The sequence below is a fragment of the Pseudomonas sp. R11F genome, from assembly GCF_050312575.1.
GTDB lineage: Bacteria > Pseudomonadota > Gammaproteobacteria > Pseudomonadales > Pseudomonadaceae > Aquipseudomonas > Aquipseudomonas palleroniana.
In genome coordinates this window covers 1-19,930 of sequence record NZ_JBNPJU010000078.1, presented here as the reverse complement: position 1 = coordinate 19,930, position 19,930 = coordinate 1, and the positions used below count along the sequence as shown (strand labels likewise).

Here is a 19,930-nt window from a genome sequence, read left to right as displayed (position 1 = left end):
TACACGACTAAGACCCAAGTCTTAGCCGAGGCTGATCTGTACTTCCACACCGGCCGCCAGATCGAGCTTCATAAGTGCATCAACGGTTTTATCCGTTGGCTGGACGATGTCCAGTACGCGCTTATGAGTACGGATCTCGTACTGGTCACGCGCGTCTTTGTTGACGTGCGGGGAGACCAGAACGGTGAACCGCTCTTTACGGGTAGGCAGTGGAATTGGACCACGCACTTGAGCACCAGTACGTTTCGCGGTTTCCACGATTTCCTGGGTGGATTGGTCGATCAGGCGATGGTCAAAAGCCTTCAACCTGATACGGATTTGCTGATTTTGCATTGGATTTCAGACTCCGGCTGCTATTCCCACCGGGCGCAATGCACCCGTTAAAAGGAGGCGCAATTCTATAGACGCCCCAGATAGGTGTCAACCCAATAAAAAAGCCCCCGCTGAGCGGGGGCTTTTCAAAGCATCGAAGCTATCTCAGGAGAGATGCTTACTCGATGATTTTAGCTACAACACCAGCACCAACGGTACGGCCGCCTTCACGAATAGCGAAGCGCAGACCGTCTTCCATTGCGATGGTCTTGATCAGGGTAACTTCCATCTGGATGTTATCGCCTGGCATTACCATTTCAACGCCTTCTGGCAGCTGGCAGTTACCAGTCACGTCAGTAGTACGGAAGTAGAACTGTGGACGATAGCCTTTGAAGAACGGAGTGTGACGACCGCCTTCTTCCTTGCTCAGAACGTAAACTTCTGCGGTGAACTTGGTGTGCGGCTTAACCGAACCTGGCTTAACCAGAACCTGACCACGCTCAACGTCGTCACGCTTGGTACCACGCAGCAGAACGCCGCAGTTCTCGCCAGCACGACCTTCGTCGAGCAGTTTGCGGAACATCTCAACACCGGTGCAGGTGGTGGTGGTGGTGTCACGCAGACCAACGATTTCCAGCGGATCTTGAACGCGAACGATACCGCGCTCGATACGACCAGTCACAACAGTACCGCGACCAGAGATCGAGAACACGTCTTCGATTGGCATCAGGAACGGCTTGTCGGTCAGACGAACTGGCTCTGGGATGTAGCTGTCCAGAGTTTCTACCAGCTTCTTAACAGCGGTAGTACCCATTTCGTTGTCGTCTTTGCCTTCCAGAGCCATACGAGCAGAACCGATGATGATCGGAGTGTCGTCGCCTGGGAAGTCGTAAGTGCTCAGCAGATCGCGCACTTCCATCTCAACCAGTTCCAGCAGCTCAGCGTCGTCTACCAGGTCAGCCTTGTTCAGGAAAACCACGATGTACGGAACGCCTACCTGACGGGACAGCAGGATGTGCTCACGGGTTTGTGGCATCGGACCATCAGCGGCCGAGCAAACCAGGATCGCGCCGTCCATCTGGGCAGCACCGGTGATCATGTTCTTCACATAGTCAGCGTGACCTGGGCAGTCAACGTGAGCGTAGTGACGAATGTTCGAGTTGTACTCAACGTGCGCGGTGTTGATGGTGATACCACGAGCTTTTTCTTCTGGTGCGCTGTCGATCTTGTCGAATTCAACTACGGCCGAACCGAAAACTTCGGAGCAGACGCGAGTCAGAGCAGCGGTCAGAGTGGTTTTACCGTGGTCAACGTGGCCGATGGTGCCAACGTTTACGTGCGGTAGGGAACGATCAAATTTTTCTTTAGCCACGACAATTAACTCCTTGCCTAAAGGACTGAATCAGCCTTGTTTTTTGGATACAGTTTCAGCGATGTGCGCCGGAGCTGTGTTGTATTTTTTGAATTCCATAGAGTAGCTTGCGCGACCCTGGGACATGGAGCGAACGTCGGTCGCATAACCGAACATCTCACCCAGCGGAACCTCGGCGCGAATCACTTTGCCGGAAACCGTGTCTTCCATACCCAAGATCATGCCGCGACGACGGTTAAGATCGCCCATGACATCACCCATATAGTCTTCAGGTGTAACAACTTCTACCGCCATGATTGGCTCAAGCAACTCACCACCGCCCTTCTGGGCCAGTTGCTTGGTTGCCATGGAAGCAGCCACCTTAAACGCCATCTCGTTGGAGTCGACGTCGTGGTAAGAACCGTCAAAAACGGTTGCTTTCAGGCCGATCAGCGGATAGCCGGCAACAACACCGTTCTTCATCTGCTCTTCGATACCCTTCTGGATAGCAGGGATGTATTCCTTAGGAACAACACCACCCACTACTTCGTTCAAGAATTGCAGACCTTCCTGACCTTCGTCAGCAGGAGCAAAACGGATCCAGCAGTGACCGAACTGACCACGACCGCCGGACTGACGAACGAACTTGCCTTCGATTTCACAGTTCTTCGTGATGCGCTCACGATAGGAAACCTGAGGCTTACCGATGTTGGCTTCGACGTTGAACTCACGGCGCATCCGGTCAACCAGGATGTCCAGGTGCAGCTCGCCCATGCCGGAGATGATCGTTTGACCAGTCTCTTCATCAGTCTTGACACGGAAAGATGGATCTTCCTGAGCAAGCTTGCCCAGAGCGATACCCATTTTTTCCTGGTCATCCTTGGTCTTAGGCTCTACGGCAACCGAAATAACCGGCTCCGGGAAGTCCATGCGAACCAGGATGATTGGCTTGGCAGCGTCGCACAAAGTCTCACCAGTGGTGACGTCCTTCATGCCGATCAGGGCCGCGATGTCACCAGCGCGAACTTCCTTGATCTCTTCACGGGCGTTTGCGTGCATCTGCACCATACGACCCACGCGCTCTTTCTTGCCTTTAACCGAGTTGATCACGCCGTCGCCGGATGCCAACACGCCCGAGTAAACGCGGACGAAGGTCAAGGTACCCACGAATGGGTCGGTAGCGATCTTGAACGCCAGAGCCGAGAACGGCTCGCTGTCGTCAGCATGACGCTCCATCTCTTCTTCCTCGTTATCAGGGTTGGAACCCTTGATAGCAGGAATGTCGGTTGGAGCAGGCAGGAAGTCGATAACGGCGTCGAGAACCAGGGGAACACCCTTGTTCTTGAAGGAAGAACCGCAAACAGCCAGGACGATTTCGCCAGCGATAGTACGCTGACGCAGAGCGGCCTTGATTTCCGCGTTGGTGAGCTCTTCACCTTCGAGGTACTTATTCATCAGCTCTTCGCTGGCTTCGGCAGCAGCCTCAACCATGTTGTTGCGCCACTCGTCAGCCAGCTCTTGAAGCTCGGCAGGGATAGGCTTGCGAACAGGAACCATGCCTTTGTCAGCGTCATTCCAGTAAACAGCTTCCATGTTGATCAGATCGATCTGACCCTGGAAGTTGTCTTCGGAACCGATAGCCAATTGGATTGGCACCGGAGTGTGACCCAGACGCTGCTTGATCTGACCGATCACGCGCAGGAAGTTGGCGCCAGCACGGTCCATCTTGTTTACGTAAACAAGACGTGGAACGCCGTATTTGTTGGCCTGACGCCATACGGTTTCCGACTGAGGCTCAACACCCGAGGTACCGCAGAACACAACGACAGCGCCGTCGAGTACGCGCAGGGAACGTTCAACTTCAATAGTGAAGTCTACGTGGCCTGGGGTATCGATTACGTTGAAGCGGTGCTCGTCTTTGTACTGCTTCTCGGAACCTTTCCAGAAGGCGGTAATGGCAGCAGAAGTAATGGTAATACCACGCTCCTGCTCCTGAACCATCCAGTCTGTGGTCGCGGCGCCATCATGCACCTCGCCCATTTTGTGACTTTTGCCGGTGTAAAACAGTACGCGCTCGGTGGTGGTGGTTTTACCAGCATCCACGTGAGCGACGATACCGATGTTACGGTAGCGGCTAATCGGAGTAGTACGAGCCATAAAGCCCTCGCAAAATTAGTGAAGCTAAAATTAGAAGCGGTAGTGCGAGAAAGCTTTGTTAGCTTCAGCCATACGGTGCACGTCTTCACGCTTCTTAACAGCAGCACCTTTACCTTCGGCAGCGTCCAACAGTTCGCCAGCCAAACGCAGAGCCATAGACTTCTCGCCGCGCTTACGGGCGAAGTCTACCAACCAGCGCATTGCCAGAGCGTTACGACGGGACGGACGAACTTCAACCGGAACCTGGTAAGTAGCACCGCCTACACGGCGCGACTTCACTTCGACCAGCGGAGCGATGGCGTCGAGAGCTTTCTCGAAGATTTCCAGGGGGTCGCTGTTCTTGCGTTCTTTAACCTTTTCCAGCGCGCCATAAACGATACGCTCGGCAACGGCTTTCTTGCCGCTTTCCATCACGTGGTTCATGAACTTGGCCAGAATTTGGCTTCCGTATTTTGGATCGTCAAGCACTTCGCGCTTGGCTGCTACGCGTCTTCTTGGCATGGATAAGCCCTCAAACGGTCTTCAGGTTCGCTCGGAATCGGTGCCCTTTCGGGACGCCTCCGACCTTACTCTTATCGACTCAGAAAATAAGATGATTCAGTTTTACAAAAAGCCGCTACTACTTAGGCTTCTTGGTACCGTACTTCGAACGACCCTGGTTACGACCTTTAACGCCGGAAGTATCCAAGGAGCCGCGTACGGTGTGGTAACGAACACCTGGCAAGTCTTTTACACGACCGCCGCGGATCAGTACCACGCTGTGCTCTTGCAGGTTGTGGCCTTCACCACCGATGTACGAGGAAACCTCGAAACCGTTGGTCAGACGCACACGGCATACTTTACGCAGTGCCGAGTTAGGTTTTTTCGGCGTGGTGGTATACACACGGGTGCATACGCCACGACGTTGCGGGCAGTTCTGCAGCGCAGGTACGTCGGATTTCTCGACGATACGCTTACGCGGCTGACGTACCAGCTGGTTGATAGTTGCCATCTACTAGCTCCACTGTTGTCTTGCGACGCTATTGTCTTGCAAGAAAAGCAAAATGGCAGGAACGCATTCCCGCCAAATTTAGGGGTACAAGAGTCTAAAGAGGATCTTGCCCCCAGTCAAGGCAAGGCCCCGACCTCCCCTTCCATCGAACCGGGGCAAAAATGCCTCGATCCGACGAATGGGGGCTGCCAGGGCCCAGACTTATTTATCGCAGAACTCAGTTACCGCTAGAGTTCAGCGCTTCGGTCAGTGCAGCTTCCACTTCACTGGCGCTAACGCGCAGCGGCTTGTCAGCATCACGGCGACGCTTACGCTCGCTGTGGTATGCCAAACCGGTACCCGCCGGGATCAGACGACCCACGACCACGTTTTCTTTCAGGCCGCGCAGGTAATCGCGCTTGCCGGTTACCGCTGCTTCGGTCAGTACGCGAGTGGTCTCCTGGAAGGAGGCCGCCGAGATGAACGACTCAGTGGACAACGACGCCTTGGTGATACCCAGCAACACGCGAGTGAACTTGGCGACGAACTTGTCTTCGGTTGCCAGCTTCTCGTTCTCTACCAGTACGTGAGTCAGTTCCATCTGGTCGCCCTTGATGAAGCTGGAATCGCCGGACTCGGAGATCTCAACTTTACGCAGCATCTGACGCAGGATGGTCTCGATGTGCTTATCGTTGATCTTCACGCCTTGCAGGCGGTAAACGTCCTGGATCTCGTTGACGATGTACTTGGCGAGCGCACTCACACCCAGCAGACGCAGGATGTCGTGTGGATCGCTCGGACCGTCGGAGATAACTTCGCCGCGGTTTACCTGCTCGCCTTCGAACACGTTCAGGTGACGCCACTTCGGAATCAGCTCTTCATACGGATCGCTACCGTCGTTCGGGGTAATGACCAGACGGCGCTTGCCCTTGGTCTCTTTACCGAACGCGATGGTGCCGCTGACTTCAGCCAGAATCGACGCTTCCTTCGGACGACGAGCTTCGAACAAGTCGGCAACACGCGGCAGACCACCGGTGATGTCACGGGTCTTCGAAGTTTCTTGCGGGATACGCGCGATAACATCACCGATCGCGATCTTCGCACCATCCGCTACACCGACCAGGGCGTTGGCTGGCAGGAAGTACTGAGCGATTACGTCAGTGCCTGGCAGCAACAGATCCTTGCCGTTGTCATCAACCATCTTCACGGCAGGACGGATGTCTTTACCGGCAGCTGGACGATCTTTCGGATCGAGAACTTCAATGTTGGTCATACCGGTCAATTCGTCAGTCTGACGCTTGATCGTGATGCCTTCTTCCATGCCCACGTAGGTCACGGTACCTTTCATTTCGGTAACGATCGGGTGAGTGTGCGGGTCCCACTTGGCCACGATTGCGCCAGCGTCGACCTTGTCACCTTCTTTAACCGAAATCACAGCACCGTACGGCAGCTTGTAGCGCTCACGCTCACGACCGAAGTCATCAGCGATTGCCAGCTCACCGGAACGGGAAACGGCAACCAGGTGGCCATCCACTCGCTCAACGTGTTTCAGGTTGTGCAGACGGACGGTACCGCCATTTTTCACCTGAACGCTGTCAGCTGCGGAGGTCCGGCTTGCCGCACCACCGATGTGGAACGTACGCATCGTCAACTGGGTACCCGGCTCACCGATGGACTGGGCAGCGATTACGCCAACCGACTCACCGATGTTCACCTGGTGACCACGAGCCAGGTCGCGGCCGTAGCACTTGGCGCAAATGCCGTAGCGGGTTTCGCAGCTGATCGGCGAACGAACGATCACTTCGTCGATGCTGTTGAGTTCGATGAACTCGACCCACTTCTCATCAACCAGAGTGCCGGCAGGAACGATAACTTCCTCGGTACCCGGCTTGAATACGTCACGGGCAATAACACGACCCAATACGCGCTCACCCAGCGGCTCTACAACGTCACCGCCTTCAATGTGCGGAGTCATCAGCAGGCCATGCTCGGTGCCGCAATCGATCTCGGTTACAACCAGATCTTGTGCAACGTCTACCAGACGACGAGTCAGGTAACCGGAGTTAGCCGTTTTCAACGCGGTATCCGCCAGACCTTTACGAGCACCGTGAGTGGAGATGAAGTACTGAAGTACGCTCAAACCTTCACGGAAGTTCGCAGTAATCGGCGTTTCAATGATGGAACCGTCCGGCTTGGCCATCAGGCCACGCATACCGGCGAGCTGACGGATCTGCGCAGCAGAACCCCGTGCACCCGAGTCGGCCATCATGTACATCGAGTTGAAGGACTCTTGCTCAACTTCGTCGCCGTGACGGTCGATGACTTTCTCTTTCGAGAGGTTGGCCATCATCGCCTTGGAAACTTCGTCGTTCGCCTTGGACCAAAGGTCGATCACCTTGTTGTACTTCTCGCCCTGGGTTACCAGGCCGGACGCATACTGGCTCTCGATTTCTTTCACTTCGTCGGTGGCGGCACCGATGATGCGGGCTTTTTCATCCGGGATAACGAAGTCGTTAACACCGATGGAAACGCCGGAAATGGTCGAATAAGCAAAACCGGTGTACATCAACTGGTCGGCGAAGATAACGGTCTCTTTCAAACCAACCACGCGGTAGCACTGGTTGATCAGCTTGGAGATCGCCTTTTTCTTCATCGGCAGGTTGACGACGTCGTAAGACAGACCTTTTGGCACAACTTGATACAACAGCGCACGGCCGACAGTGGTGTCGACGATACGGGTGTTGGTCACGCTGCCGCCGTCACGGTCGTTGACGGTTTCGTTGATCCGCACTTTGACCTTGGCATGCAGCGCGGCTTCGCCGGCACGGAACACACGGTCAACTTCTTGCAGGTCAGCGAACACACGACCTTCGCCCTTGGCGTTGATCGCTTCACGAGTCATGTAGTACAGACCCAATACAACGTCCTGCGACGGAACGATGATTGGCTCACCGTTGGCTGGCGACAGAATGTTGTTGGTCGACATCATCAACGCACGCGCTTCCAACTGGGCTTCCAGTGTCAGCGGTACGTGCACGGCCATTTGGTCGCCGTCGAAGTCGGCGTTGTACGCAGCACAGACCAGAGGGTGCAGCTGGATAGCCTTGCCTTCGATCAGTACCGGTTCAAACGCCTGGATACCCAGACGGTGAAGGGTCGGTGCACGGTTGAGGAGAACCGGGTGTTCGCGAATCACTTCAGCGAGAACGTCCCAAACCTCTGGCAGTTCGCGCTCGACCATTTTCTTGGCCGCTTTGATGGTGGTCGCGAGACCGCGCATTTCCAGCTTGCCGAAGATGAACGGCTTGAACAGCTCGAGAGCCATCTTCTTAGGCAGACCGCACTGGTGCAGGCGCAGGGTCGGGCCTACGGTAATTACCGAACGACCGGAGTAGTCAACACGCTTACCGAGCAAGTTCTGACGGAAACGACCTTGCTTACCCTTGATCATGTCAGCCAAGGATTTCAGAGGACGCTTGTTGGAACCGGTGATAGCGCGGCCACGACGACCGTTGTCGAGCAGGGCATCGACAGCTTCCTGCAACATACGCTTTTCGTTGCGCACGATGATGTCCGGAGCGGACAGATCAAGCAGGCGCTTCAAGCGGTTGTTACGGTTGATCACGCGGCGGTACAGGTCGTTGAGGTCGGACGTTGCGAAACGGCCACCATCCAACGGTACCAGCGGACGCAGGTCTGGCGGCAGAACCGGCAGAACGGTCAGCACCATCCACTCTGGCAAGTTACCGGAGCCTTGGAAGGCTTCCATCAACTTCAGACGCTTGGACAGCTTCTTGATCTTGGTTTCAGAGTTGGTTTGCGGAATTTCTTCACGCAGGCGACCAATCTCGTGTTCCAGGTCGATAGCGTGCAGCAGTTCGCGGACAGCTTCGGCACCCATGCGGGCATCGAAATCGTCGCCGAACTCTTCCAGCGCTTCGAAGTACTGCTCGTCGTTCAGCAGCTGACCTTTTTCAAGGGTGGTCATGCCTGGATCGATAACGACATAGCTCTCGAAGTAGAGAACGCGCTCGATATCACGCAGGGTCATGTCCATCAGCAAGCCGATACGGGACGGCAGCGATTTCAGGAACCAGATGTGGGCAACCGGCGAAGCCAGTTCGATGTGCGCCATGCGCTCACGACGAACTTTGGCCAGCGCAACTTCAACGCCGCACTTCTCGCAGATCACACCACGGTGCTTCAAGCGCTTGTACTTACCGCACAGGCACTCGTAATCCTTTACCGGGCCAAAGATCTTGGCGCAGAACAGGCCGTCACGCTCAGGTTTGAACGTACGGTAGTTGATGGTTTCCGGTTTTTTAACTTCACCGAACGACCACGAACGGATCATCTCAGGCGATGCCAACCCAATACGGATGGCGTCGAACTCTTCGACTTGACCCTGGTTTTTCAGCAAATTCAGTAGGTCTTTCAAGGCCTTTCCTCCTGGCGGAGCAGAGAGCGGGCTAAACAGCCCCGCTCTCGATTCGCGTCACGTGTTATTCGGTTTCCAGATCGATATCGATGCCGAGGGAACGAATTTCTTTGATCAACACGTTGAAGGACTCGGGCATGCCCGGCTCCATACGGTGATCGCCGTCCACGATGTTTTTGTACATCTTGGTCCGACCGTTCACATCATCCGACTTCACTGTGAGCATTTCTTGCAGAGTGTAAGCAGCACCGTATGCTTCCAGTGCCCAGACCTCCATCTCCCCGAAACGCTGACCACCGAACTGAGCCTTACCACCCAGCGGCTGCTGGGTAACCAGGCTGTAGGAACCGGTAGAACGAGCGTGCATCTTGTCGTCTACCAAGTGGTTCAGCTTCAGCATGTACATGTAGCCAACAGTAACCGGGCGCTCGAACTTGTTGCCGGTACGACCGTCGAACAGCTGCATCTGGCCGCTTTCTGGCAGGTCTGCCAGTTTCAGCATGGCCTTGATTTCGCTTTCCTTGGCACCGTCGAACACCGGGGTAGCCATTGGAACGCCGCCGCGCAGATTCTTCGCCAGATCCAGGATTTCCTGGTCGGAGAAGGTGTCCAGCTCTTCGTTGCGACCGCCGATCTCGTTGTAGATCTCGTGCAGGAACTTACGCAGGTCAGCGACCTTGCGTTGCTCTTCGATCATACGATTGATCTTCTCGCCCAGACCTTTGGCCGCGAGGCCCAGGTGGGTTTCGAGGATCTGACCAACGTTCATACGCGAAGGTACGCCCAACGGGTTGAGGACGACGTCGACCGGGGTGCCATTGGCATCGTGCGGCATGTCTTCAACCGGCATGATCACAGAGACCACACCCTTGTTACCGTGACGACCGGCCATCTTGTCGCCCGGCTGGATGCGACGACGGATTGCCAGGTAAACCTTGACGATTTTCAGCACGCCTGGAGCCAGGTCATCGCCCTGCTGCAGTTTGCGCTTCTTGTCTTCGAACTTGTCGTCCAGCAGACGGCGACGATCAACGATGTAGGCCTGAGCCTTCTCGAGCTGCTCGTTCAGAGCATCTTCAGCCATGCGCAGTTTGAACCACTGGCCGTGCTCAAGACCGTCGAGAACTTCATCGGTGATGTCCTGACCTTTCTTCAGACCTGCGCCACCTTCGGCCTTGTGGCCTACCAGAGCGGAACGCAGACGTTCGAAGGTCGCGCCTTCAACGATGCGGAACTCTTCGTTCAGGTCCTTACGGATCTCGTCGAGTTGAGTCTTCTCGATGGACAGTGCACGAGCATCACGCTCAACACCGTCACGGGTGAAGACTTGTACGTCGATGACAGTACCTTTGGTGCCGGTAGGCACACGCAGGGAGGTGTCTTTAACGTCGCTGGCTTTTTCACCGAAGATGGCACGCAGCAGCTTCTCTTCCGGAGTCAGCTGAGTCTCGCCTTTCGGAGTGACCTTACCAACCAGGATGTCGCCTGCGCCAACTTCAGCACCTACGTAAACGATACCGGCTTCGTCCAGCTTGTTCAGTGCAGCTTCACCCACGTTCGGGATGTCCGCAGTGATCTCTTCTGGCCCAAGCTTGGTGTCACGAGCCACACAGGTCAGTTCCTGAATGTGGATCGTGGTGAAGCGGTCTTCTTGAACAACACGCTCGGACAGGCAGATGGAGTCTTCGAAGTTGAAGCCGTTCCACGCCATGAACGCGATACGCATGTTCTGACCCAGAGCCAGCTCACCCATGTCGGTGGACGGGCCGTCAGCCATGATGTCGCTACGCTGAACGCGATCACCTTTGCTCACCAGCGGACGCTGGTTGATGCAGGTGTTCTGGTTCGAGCGGGTGTACTTGGTCAGGTTGTAGATGTCGACACCAGCTTCGCCGGTTTCAACTTCGTCATCAGCAACACGAACCACGATACGGCTGGCATCAACGGAGTCGATCACGCCACCACGACGCGCCACGACGCAAACGCCGGAGTCACGCGCTACGTTACGCTCCATGCCGGTACCTACCAGCGGCTTGTCAGCACGCAGGGTGGGTACAGCTTGACGCTGCATGTTGGAACCCATCAACGCACGGTTGGCGTCGTCGTGCTCCAGGAACGGGATCAACGACGCTGCAACCGAAACTACCTGCTTCGGCGAAACGTCCATCAAGGTGACGTCTTCCGGCGCCTTGACGGTGAACTCATTCAAGTGACGAACAGCTACCAGCTCATCGATCAGGACTTTCTTGTCACTCATCGTGGCCGAGGCCTGAGCGATCACGTGATCAGCTTCTTCAATGGCGGACAGGAAAACGATTTCGTCGGTGACCAGAGCGTCCTTAACCACACGGTACGGGCTCTCGAGGAAGCCGTACTGGTTGGTGCGCGCGTACGCAGCCAAGGAGTTGATCAGACCGATGTTCGGACCTTCCGGCGTTTCGATCGGGCAAACACGACCGTAGTGCGTCGGGTGTACGTCACGAACCTCAAAGCCTGCACGCTCACGGGTCAGACCACCCGGGCCCAGTGCGGATACACGGCGCTTGTGGGTGATCTCGGAGAGCGGGTTGTTCTGGTCCATGAACTGCGAGAGCTGGCTGGAACCGAAGAACTCTTTCACCGCCGCAGCCACTGGCTTGGCGTTGATCAGGTCTTGCGGCATCAGGCCTTCGCTTTCAGCCATCGACAGACGCTCTTTGACCGCACGCTCAACACGCACCAGGCCAACGCGGAACTGGTTCTCGGCCATTTCGCCTACGCAGCGAACGCGACGGTTACCCAAGTGGTCGATGTCGTCGACGATGCCTTTGCCGTTACGGATGTCGACCAGGGTCTTCAGGACCGCAACAATGTCTTCCTTGCACAGTACGCCCGAACCTTCGATCTCGGTGCGACCGATACGACGGTTGAACTTCATCCGGCCGACCGCAGACAGGTCATAGCGCTCAGGGCTGAAGAACAGGTTGTTGAACAGGGTTTCGGCAGCGTCTTTGGTCGGTGGCTCACCAGGACGCATCATGCGATAGATCTCGACCAGCGCTTCCAATTGGTTGCTGGTGGAGTCGATCTTCAGAGTATCGGAGATGAACGGACCGCAGTCGATATCGTTGGTGTACAGAGTCTCGATGCGAACAACCTGAGCCTTGGCGATCTTGGCCAGGATCTCGGTGTTCAGCTCGGTGTTGCACTCAGCCAGGATTTCGCCTGTAGCCGGGTGAACGATGACCTTGGCGGTGGTGCGACCCAGAACGTAGTCCAGAGGCACTTCCAGCTCTTTGATACCGGCTTTTTCGATCTGGTTGATGTGGCGCGCAGTGATACGGCGACCAGCCTCAACAATAACCTTGCCCTTCTCGTCCTGGATATCCAGAACGGCAATTTCACCACGCAGGCGCGAAGGCACCAATTCCAGGCTGAGGGTTTCACCCTTCAGGCTGAATACGTTGGTGGTGTAGAAGGCATCCAGCACTTGCTCAGTGGTATAACCGAGTGCGCGCAGCAGTACCGAGGCCGGCAGCTTGCGACGACGGTCGATACGCACGAACACGCAGTCTTTCGGGTCGAACTCGAAGTCCAACCACGAACCGCGGTACGGAATGATCCGCGCGGAGTACAGGAGCTTACCGGAGCTGTGCGTCTTGCCGCGGTCGTGGTCAAAGAACACGCCCGGGGAACGGTGCAGCTGGGAAACGATTACACGCTCGGTACCGTTGATTACGAAGGTACCGTTTTCAGTCATCAATGGGATTTCGCCCATGTAGACTTCTTGCTCTTTGATGTCCTTGATCGCTTTGTTCGACGATTCTTTATCGAAAATGATCAGGCGGACTTTTACCCGCAACGGTACGGCGTACGTAACACCGCGCAACACGCATTCTTTGACATCAAATGCCGGTTCGCCCAGGCGATAACCGACGTACTCCAGCGCAGCATTGCCGGAGTAGCTGATGATCGGGAAAACGGATTTGAAGGCCGCATGCAGGCCCACGTCGCGGAACTGATCTTTGGTCGCTCCCGCCTGCAAGAATTCACGATACGAATCCAGCTGGATAGCCAGAAGGTACGGGACATCCATGACGTCCGGCAACTTGCTAAAGTCCTTGCGGATACGTTTTTTCTCAGTATATGAGTAAGCCATCAGCGTTCCCCAGCTTGGTCACCTGCTTGTTTGGCCCCTCCGACGGGAGCAGCCAGAAAATCTTGCAAACCCCATGGTTTGCACCACCGCATCGGGTGGCTACAGCGCGTTAATGGCGGCGACCGAGTCGACAGCCAAGAACGGAAAAAGGCCGGTGGCAAGAGCCACCAGCCATCAGCCTTCAGCTTAACGCTTGGGCTGGAGACGCAAGGTCGATGCTTACTTCAGCTCGACTTTAGCGCCTGCTTCTTCCAGTACTGCTTTGGCTTTGTCAGCTGCGTCTTTGGCAACAGCTTCCAGAACCATGGCAGGAGCGCCGTCAACTACAGCCTTGGCTTCTTTCAGGCCCAGACCGGTCAGTTCACGTACTGCCTTGATCACGTTTACTTTCTTCTCGCCAGCTTCGGTCAGCATGACGTTGAATTCGGTTTGCTCTTCAGCAACAGCAGCAACAGCGGCTGGGCCGGCGGAAGCAGCAGCAGCGGAAACGCCGAATTTTTCTTCGAAAGCTTTGATCAGCTCAACAACCTGCAGAACCGACATTTCAGCTACGGCGTTGAGGATATCTTCTTGGGAGATAGACATTACTGTATTTCCTGAATTGGGGGACGGCCTACGCGGCCATCGAAATAAACAAAAATACGCGAGAGAAGTCGCTCAGCCTTAGGCTGCGGCAGCTTCTTTTTGCTCGCGAACTGCAGCCAGAGTACGAGCCAGCTTGCTGGTAGCGCCTTGAATCACGCTCATCAGCTGCGAAATGGCTTCGTCGCGGGTCGGCAGTGTTGCCAGTACGTCGATTTGGTTAGCTGCGAGGAACTTGCCCTCGAACGCAGCTGCCTTGATCTCGAACTTATCCTGACTCTTGGCAAACTCTTTGAACAAACGGGCAGCAGCGCCTGGATGCTCTTTGGAGAAAGCGATCAGAGTCGGGCCGGTGAACACGTCGTTGAGAACACTATATTCAGTGTCAGCAACAGCGCGCTTGAGCAGGGTGTTACGTACAACACGTACGTATACGCCAGCTTCACGAGCCTCTTTACGGAGTCCGGTCATAGCGCCTACTGTCACACCACGGGCATCAGCCACGACAGCGGACAGAGCAGCTTTGGCAGCCTCGTTGACTTCAGCGACGATGGCCTTCTTGTCTTCGAGATTAATTGCCACGGGTTTAACTCCTGCTTGTTACCGTTTCATCTGGCCGAAGCCGGATGTCGTTTTGGTGTCTGATTCGGTAAGGAACCGGGAGCACCATCTGCGTAGGCTTGTGGTTTAAGACTTGCGCCGCCTACGGTCTTGGATAGCCCCCGCCAGGCAGGGACCCCAATTTTTTCAATTGACGCAGTCTCCTGCGCCAATCTGTGTCTTATACGTCCAGCGAGCCTTGGTCGATGACCAGACCTGGGCCCATAGTGGTGCTCAGGGTTACGCGCTTAACGTAGATACCTTTCGAGGAAGCCGGCTTGATACGCTTCAGATCAGCGATCAGGGCTTCAACGTTTTCCTTCAGCTTGACGGCATCAAAGCCGACTTTGCCAACGGAGGTGTGAATGATGCCGTTTTTGTCGGTGCGATAACGAACCTGACCAGCCTTGGCGTTTTTAACCGCGGTGGCTACGTCTGGAGTTACGGTACCAACCTTAGGGTTAGGCATCAGGCCGCGTGGACCGAGGATCTGACCCAACTGACCTACAACGCGCATTGCATCCGGGGAAGCAATAACTACGTCATAGTTCAGGTCGCCGCCTTTCATTTCGGCAGCCAGGTCGTCCATGCCAACGCGATCAGCGCCAGCGGCCAGAGCAGCTTCAGCTGCCGGACCCTGGGTGAACACAGCAACACGTACAGTCTTGCCAGTACCGTGTGGCAGCACAGTTGCGCTACGAACGACCTGGTCGGATTTACGCGGGTCAACACCCAGGTTTACAGCAACGTCAACAGACTCGCTGAACTTGACAGTCGACAGCTCGGTCAGCAGGGCAGCGGCGTCTACAAAGCTGTAGGCCTTGCCTGCTTCGATTTTGCCGGCGATAGCCTTTTGGCGCTTGGTCAGCTTAGCCATTACACACCCTCCACGTTAAGGCCCATGCTACGAGCAGAACCGGCGATGGTACGCACGGCTGCATCCATATCAGCTGCAGTCAGATCCGCGTTTTTGGTTTTCGCGATTTCTTCCAGCTGAGCACGAGTAACAGTGCCGACTTTAACGGTGTTAGGACGAGCGGAACCGCTAGTCAGACCAGCAGCTTTCTTCAACAGAACCGAAGCCGGGGTCGACTTGGTTTCGAAAGTGAAGCTACGGTCGCTGTATACAGTGATGATCACTGGAGTCGGCAGACCTGGCTCAAGACCCTGAGTACGGGCGTTGAAGGCCTTGCAGAATTCCATGATGTTCACGCCGTGTTGACCCAGAGCTGGACCGACGGGTGGGCTAGGGTTGGCCTGAGCGGCCTTCACTTGCAGCTTGATGTAAGCGGTAATCTTCTTGGCCATGAGGCACTCCAATTACGGGTTCAAACGCCTCGAAAGGCTCCCCGGTTACTTGCGCGTTTATCCCAGTGACGACAAAACCCCACAGCCTAAGGCTGCGGGGTTGGGATGCTTGCTCAGCTAGACCTTCTCGACCTGGCTGAACTCCAGCTCTACCGGAGTAGAGCGACCGAAAATGAGCACTGCCACTTGGATCCGGCTCTTCTCGTAGTTAACTTCTTCGACCGTACCGTTGAAATCAGCAAACGGACCGTCTGTGACACGAACAACCTCACCCGGCTCGAAGAGAGTCTTCGGCTTAGGCTTGTCACTACCATCAGCAACACGACGCAGAATCGCTTCCGCCTCTTTGTCAGTGATAGGAGCAGGCTTATCAGCAGTACCGCCAATGAAGCCCATGACACGAGGAGTATCCTTGACCAAGTGCCAAGTACCTTCATTCATGTCCATCTGAACCAACACATAGCCAGGGAAGAACTTGCGTTCGCTCTTACGCTTCTGGCCATTCCGCATTTCAACCACTTCTTCAGTGGGAACCAGAATTTCGCCGAAGCCATCTTCCATGCCTGCAAGCTTTACGCGCTCCAGCAAAGAGCGCATAACATGCTTCTCGTAACCCGAGTAAGCATGCACAACGTACCAACGCTTAGCCACGGGACACCCTTAGCCAACAATCAAGGAAACAAGCCAGCCGAGCAGGGAATCAAGCCCCCACAACAGCAACGCCATAACCAGAACAACAGCCACAACGATCAACGTGGTCTGCGTGGTTTCTTGGCGAGTCGGCCAAACGACTTTACGAATTTCGGTGCGCGCTTCCTTTACCAGGACTGCGAAAGACTTGCCTTTGGCAGTCTGCAGGCCTACAAAGGCAGCTACAGCAGCAAGAGCAAGCAAAGCAAGTACGCGGTACAGGATCGGCGAAGCAGAATAGTACTGATTGCCAACAACGCCTACGACCACCAAAGCGACTACAGCGAGCCACTTGACCAGATCGAAACGAGAGCTTTGAGCTTCAGCCTTAGGAGTCATCTATGAAGATCCTGTGAAAAGAAAGCCAGACACACCACGTGAATCTGGCAGGTCAGGAGGGAATCGAACCCCCAACCTACGGTTTTGGAGACCGTCGCTCTGCCAATTGAGCTACTGACCTAAAACAAAATCAGGCCGACCATTATGCAGACCTGAAAAAGACTTTACAACAACCAACCCCAAGAGACTTGAAAACACCCTGACAACCAAGCCAGAAACAACGCAATCAAGCCGAGATAAGCTGTTAAAACAAAGGCAGATATTTTCATATCTGCCTTGTTATATGGAGCTCTTGAGCGGATTTGAACCGCTGACCTCACCCTTACCAAGGGTGTGCTCTACCAACTGAGCTACAAGAGCGAAACACCTTGCACAACCTGCAAACTTGGAGCGGGTAGCGGGAATCGAACCCGCATCATCAGCTTGGAAGGCTGAGGTTCTACCACTAAACTATACCCGCGGAGCTTGCAGCTCACGCTAAAAATGGTGGAGGGGGAAGGATTCGAACCTTCGAAGTCGTAGACGTCAGATTTACAGTCTGATCCCTTTGGCCGCTCGGGAACCCCTCCTAAGCGAGCCGGCATTTTACATTACGCCGACCTTCTGTCAAGCATTTTCTCATTTAAAAATATGAGGTTAGCTGCGTTGACCTTCGCTTCACACTGTAGACCGTAAAGGTCTTCACTGCGAAGCGGGCGCCATTCTATGCAAACTATTCGAGACTTGCAACGCCTTCGCACAACATTATTTTATGTTTTAACTCATTGAATTCCTTAGCAAGGTTTTCAAACGGCAGATCATCAGCCAGACGCCTGCTTTCCGGAGACACGCGAAGCCAGTAACCGAAAGCATCAGGAACGTTCAAGGTTTGGATCTTGGCCTTTATATCCAAGCTCATGAGGCGCTGCTCAAGCAACTGCGCCTGCCGCATATCTGAGAACCCACCCACGTATAAGCAGGTATTCTGAGCTTCTGGAGCCTTGGCTCGATCACGGCGGGCAACGCCATCGGAAGACTCACTCAGCAGACGAATGTCTTGCTGAGACCCCTTATAAAGACTCAATGGAGTGACATCTTTCGCACGCAACGGAGCCTCTTGCTGATGCCAGACGTAGTAGAAGACATTGAGCACAAGCAAAAGCAAAAACAGCCAACGCATAAACACCTCAGGACAAAGGGCACGCCATAGCCAGGCCGACGAAAACCAGATCAGGAACGAGCCGCCCCTGCGGAACGACTTCCGCAACCAAGTCCGCATCCCCCCCTGTGAGGAACACCGAGAACTCATCCCCCCAATAACTTCGGGCAAGCTCAAGCTGAGTCAGCACAAACCCCCTTAACATCAGCGTACAGCCTCGCTCAACCGCTTCCACGGTAGTACGGCCGGGAGAGAGCCGCTCCAGCGCCTGCTCAGCAGCGGTATCGTCGTATCGAATCTTTCGCGTATGCGTGCGCAATTGACTGCGCATAAGGGGCATGCCCGGGCAGATGAAGCCCCCCAGGTGCTCACCATCAGCCGCAATAAAGTCCGCAGTCGCTGCGGTTCCGAAATCAAGTACCAGGCAAGCACTTGAGCCCAACTTGAATGCCCCAAGCATTGCCAGCCAACGATCAAGCCCCAGTCGTTCAAATTCTTCATAGCCGTTACGCACCCCTGCCATTTCCCGCGCAGAAGCCGCACACGACACGCTGACGCCAAACACCCGCTCCAACACCTCCACCAGCTTATCGGTCTCCTCGACAGCTCGAACGCTCACTAGTCGGCACCGCGTTAGCGACAGACCTGGAAGTGAGAGAAGACTTTCAACCAATGAAGCGTCCGAGCCAACCACACCCTCAGCCAAGACTCCCGCTTTATCCGGCCCCAGTACACGCCACTTGATGAAGCTATTCCCACAGTCGAGCTCAAGAATCATCACGCAACCTCAGGCTTAACTCACCACCGCTGTATGTTTTCTCGACACCATCAACACTCAGGCGCAATGCACCCTGGCGATCGATACCTAGCACCACCCCATCAATTTGGTTGACGCCCGCTATGAGAGACACAGCCCTACCCTGCCACAAATGATTTTGCTCCCATTCCTCCTGGAGAGTAGAGAAGCCAAGGCTTTTATGTCGGTCCAGATAGCCCTTCAAATGCAAACCCAGCCTTGCAACCAAATGGTTGCGATCGACTGAAGACCCAGTCTCCAACTGAACCGACGTCCATTGCTGATCAACATCAGCTGCCTTCTGCATATTCACATTAATACCGATACCGAGCACAACGTGACAAATGTCAGCAGGATCCCCCACCAACTCAAGCAAAATACCGGCAATCTTTTTGTCTTCAACCAAAACATCGTTTGGCCATTTCAAGGCCGCACGCTGCACACCCGCCTCACGCAGGGCCTGCATGACCGCCAACCCCACAACCAGACTGAGGCCCTCCAACTGCCGCAGCCCGCCCTCAATGCGCAACACGAGGCTGTAATACAGATTCTGCGCGTATGGACTGACCCATTTACGACCACGCCTACCGCGCCCTGCGGTTTGCTGCTCGGCCAGCACCAGGAACGGCGCAGCGCAGCCGGCGTCAACAAGACGCAAAGCTTCAGCATTAGTGGAATCAACAGAGTCGGAAATATAGACAGGCCATACCCTGGAGCCTGAATTCGCCGCAATTTCTTCGGCATTCAGGAACGCCAGCGGAGACGCGAGTTGATAGCCCCTGCCCCGGACTTTATGGATGGGCAGATTCAACTCAGCCTCAAGATGCTGAAGCTGTTTCCAAACAGCGCTGCGGCTTACGCCCAGAGCGGCCCCCAGAGCCTCACCAGAATGAAATCGGCCATCTTTTAGAAGTTCTAACAACGTCAACATGCACATATCGCCTCACGATGAGGCACGCATGATAGCCATGCGCAAAGCCATTGCATAGAAATGGCCGAACTCTAGCCTTCATCGGCCCCTACGCATTTTCGATCGCCCAAAACAAAACCCCATCTGCTTTCGCAAATGGGGTTTCGGAATTTAATCTTGACGATGACCTACTCTCACATG

The 19,930-nt window shown here is 55.0% G+C and carries 16 protein-coding genes and 4 tRNA genes; all 20 read right to left on the bottom strand.

Annotation, left to right across the window (positions count from 1 at the left end; genetic code table 11):
* Window positions 1–21 precede the first annotated feature (21 nt).
* The 20 genes from rpsJ to birA all read right to left on the bottom strand — a co-directional run bounded on the left by rpsJ (window position 22) and on the right by birA (window position 19,750).
* Window positions 22–333 (bottom strand): 30S ribosomal protein S10, encoded by a 312-nt coding sequence (rpsJ, locus tag ACQRBV_RS26010; protein WP_003186070.1) that lies wholly within the window; start codon window positions 331–333, stop codon window positions 22–24.
* Between the two features lie 157 nt (window positions 334–490).
* The gene (gene tuf / locus ACQRBV_RS26005) at window positions 491–1,684 is read right to left on the bottom strand and encodes an elongation factor Tu (protein ID WP_090365561.1); all 1,194 of its coding nucleotides are present in this window, start codon (window positions 1,682–1,684) and stop codon (window positions 491–493) included.
* 30 nt (window positions 1,685–1,714) lie between these two features.
* Complete coding sequence (fusA, locus tag ACQRBV_RS26000) at window positions 1,715–3,820, bottom strand: elongation factor G (protein WP_060755287.1); 2,106 nt, start codon at window positions 3,818–3,820, stop codon at window positions 1,715–1,717.
* A 30-nt stretch (window positions 3,821–3,850) separates the two neighbouring features.
* Window positions 3,851–4,321, bottom strand: coding sequence for a 30S ribosomal protein S7 (gene rpsG, locus ACQRBV_RS25995; RefSeq protein ID WP_002555493.1), 471 nt, complete (start codon window positions 4,319–4,321; stop codon window positions 3,851–3,853).
* A 118-nt stretch (window positions 4,322–4,439) separates the two neighbouring features.
* On the bottom strand, window positions 4,440–4,811 hold the full coding sequence (gene rpsL, locus ACQRBV_RS25990) for a 30S ribosomal protein S12 (RefSeq protein ID WP_002555494.1): 372 nt from the start codon (window positions 4,809–4,811) through the stop codon (window positions 4,440–4,442).
* 217 nt (window positions 4,812–5,028) lie between these two features.
* Window positions 5,029–9,228 carry a DNA-directed RNA polymerase subunit beta' gene (gene rpoC / locus ACQRBV_RS25985; RefSeq protein WP_060755288.1) on the bottom strand — a complete coding sequence of 1,400 codons (4,200 nt, stop codon included), beginning with the start codon at window positions 9,226–9,228 and terminating at the stop codon, window positions 5,029–5,031.
* Window positions 9,229–9,292: 64 nt separating this feature from the next.
* Entirely contained in the window at window positions 9,293–13,366 is a 4,074-nt protein-coding gene (gene rpoB, locus ACQRBV_RS25980; protein ID WP_060755289.1) for a DNA-directed RNA polymerase subunit beta, read from the bottom strand.
* Between the two features lie 219 nt (window positions 13,367–13,585).
* Entirely contained in the window at window positions 13,586–13,951 is a 366-nt protein-coding gene (gene rplL, locus ACQRBV_RS25975) for a 50S ribosomal protein L7/L12 (RefSeq protein ID WP_060755290.1), read from the bottom strand.
* Between the two features lie 78 nt (window positions 13,952–14,029).
* Window positions 14,030–14,530, bottom strand: coding sequence for a 50S ribosomal protein L10 (gene rplJ, locus ACQRBV_RS25970; RefSeq protein ID WP_016969477.1), 501 nt, complete (start codon window positions 14,528–14,530; stop codon window positions 14,030–14,032).
* Window positions 14,531–14,729: 199 nt separating this feature from the next.
* A complete protein-coding gene (gene rplA, locus ACQRBV_RS25965; protein WP_032884532.1) occupies window positions 14,730–15,425 on the bottom strand; it encodes a 50S ribosomal protein L1 in 696 nt (231 codons plus the stop codon).
* On the bottom strand, window positions 15,425–15,856 hold the full coding sequence (rplK, locus tag ACQRBV_RS25960) for a 50S ribosomal protein L11 (RefSeq protein ID WP_003176435.1): 432 nt from the start codon (window positions 15,854–15,856) through the stop codon (window positions 15,425–15,427). Before rplK ends, rplA begins: the two co-directional genes overlap by 1 nt.
* A 117-nt stretch (window positions 15,857–15,973) precedes the next feature.
* On the bottom strand, window positions 15,974–16,507 hold the full coding sequence (gene nusG / locus ACQRBV_RS25955; protein WP_003176436.1) for a transcription termination/antitermination protein NusG: 534 nt from the start codon (window positions 16,505–16,507) through the stop codon (window positions 15,974–15,976).
* Window positions 16,508–16,516: 9 nt separating this feature from the next.
* Window positions 16,517–16,885: a preprotein translocase subunit SecE gene (secE, locus tag ACQRBV_RS25950; protein WP_003194658.1), complete on the bottom strand. Its 369-nt coding sequence runs from the start codon at window positions 16,883–16,885 to the stop codon at window positions 16,517–16,519.
* Between the two features lie 45 nt (window positions 16,886–16,930).
* Window positions 16,931–17,006 (bottom strand) — tRNA-Trp (locus tag ACQRBV_RS25945).
* A 163-nt stretch (window positions 17,007–17,169) separates the two neighbouring features.
* Window positions 17,170–17,245: transfer RNA gene (locus tag ACQRBV_RS25940), tRNA-Thr, on the bottom strand.
* 26 nt (window positions 17,246–17,271) lie between these two features.
* Window positions 17,272–17,345, bottom strand: a tRNA-Gly gene (locus ACQRBV_RS25935).
* Window positions 17,346–17,369: 24 nt separating this feature from the next.
* Window positions 17,370–17,454, bottom strand: a tRNA-Tyr gene (locus tag ACQRBV_RS25930).
* A gap of 143 nt (window positions 17,455–17,597) precedes the next feature.
* On the bottom strand, window positions 17,598–18,044 hold the full coding sequence (locus tag ACQRBV_RS25925; protein ID WP_060755291.1) for a hypothetical protein: 447 nt from the start codon (window positions 18,042–18,044) through the stop codon (window positions 17,598–17,600).
* 7 nt (window positions 18,045–18,051) lie between these two features.
* Entirely contained in the window at window positions 18,052–18,801 is a 750-nt protein-coding gene (locus tag ACQRBV_RS25920; protein ID WP_060755292.1) for a pantothenate kinase, read from the bottom strand.
* Window positions 18,791–19,750, bottom strand: coding sequence for a bifunctional biotin--[acetyl-CoA-carboxylase] ligase/biotin operon repressor BirA (gene birA, locus ACQRBV_RS25915; RefSeq protein WP_411985447.1), 960 nt, complete (start codon window positions 19,748–19,750; stop codon window positions 18,791–18,793). The genes ACQRBV_RS25920 and birA overlap by 11 nt, the downstream gene beginning before the upstream one ends.
* Between the last annotated feature and the right edge of the window lie 180 nt (window positions 19,751–19,930).

Bases quoted from the DNA above. Each gene is read 5' to 3' on its own strand.
- rpsJ (WP_003186070.1), bottom strand. From the start codon at position 333: ATGCAAAATCAGCAAATCCGTATCAGGTTGAAGGCTTTTGACCATCGC.
- fusA (WP_060755287.1), bottom strand. From the start codon at position 3,820: ATGGCTCGTACTACTCCGATTAGCCGCTACCGTAACATCGGTATCGTC.
- rpsG (WP_002555493.1), bottom strand. From the start codon at position 4,321: ATGCCAAGAAGACGCGTAGCAGCCAAGCGCGAAGTGCTTGACGATCCA.
- rpsL (WP_002555494.1), bottom strand. From the start codon at position 4,811: ATGGCAACTATCAACCAGCTGGTACGTCAGCCGCGTAAGCGTATCGTC.
- rpoB (WP_060755289.1), bottom strand. From the start codon at position 13,366: ATGGCTTACTCATATACTGAGAAAAAACGTATCCGCAAGGACTTTAGC.
- rplL (WP_060755290.1), bottom strand. From the start codon at position 13,951: ATGTCTATCTCCCAAGAAGATATCCTCAACGCCGTAGCTGAAATGTCG.
- rplA (WP_032884532.1), bottom strand. From the start codon at position 15,425: ATGGCTAAGCTGACCAAGCGCCAAAAGGCTATCGCCGGCAAAATCGAA.
- rplK (WP_003176435.1), bottom strand. From the start codon at position 15,856: ATGGCCAAGAAGATTACCGCTTACATCAAGCTGCAAGTGAAGGCCGCT.
- secE (WP_003194658.1), bottom strand. From the start codon at position 16,885: ATGACTCCTAAGGCTGAAGCTCAAAGCTCTCGTTTCGATCTGGTCAAG.
- ACQRBV_RS25925 (WP_060755291.1), bottom strand. From the start codon at position 18,044: ATGCGTTGGCTGTTTTTGCTTTTGCTTGTGCTCAATGTCTTCTACTAC.
- ACQRBV_RS25920 (WP_060755292.1), bottom strand. From the start codon at position 18,801: ATGATTCTTGAGCTCGACTGTGGGAATAGCTTCATCAAGTGGCGTGTA.
- birA (WP_411985447.1), bottom strand. From the start codon at position 19,750: ATGTTGACGTTGTTAGAACTTCTAAAAGATGGCCGATTTCATTCTGGT.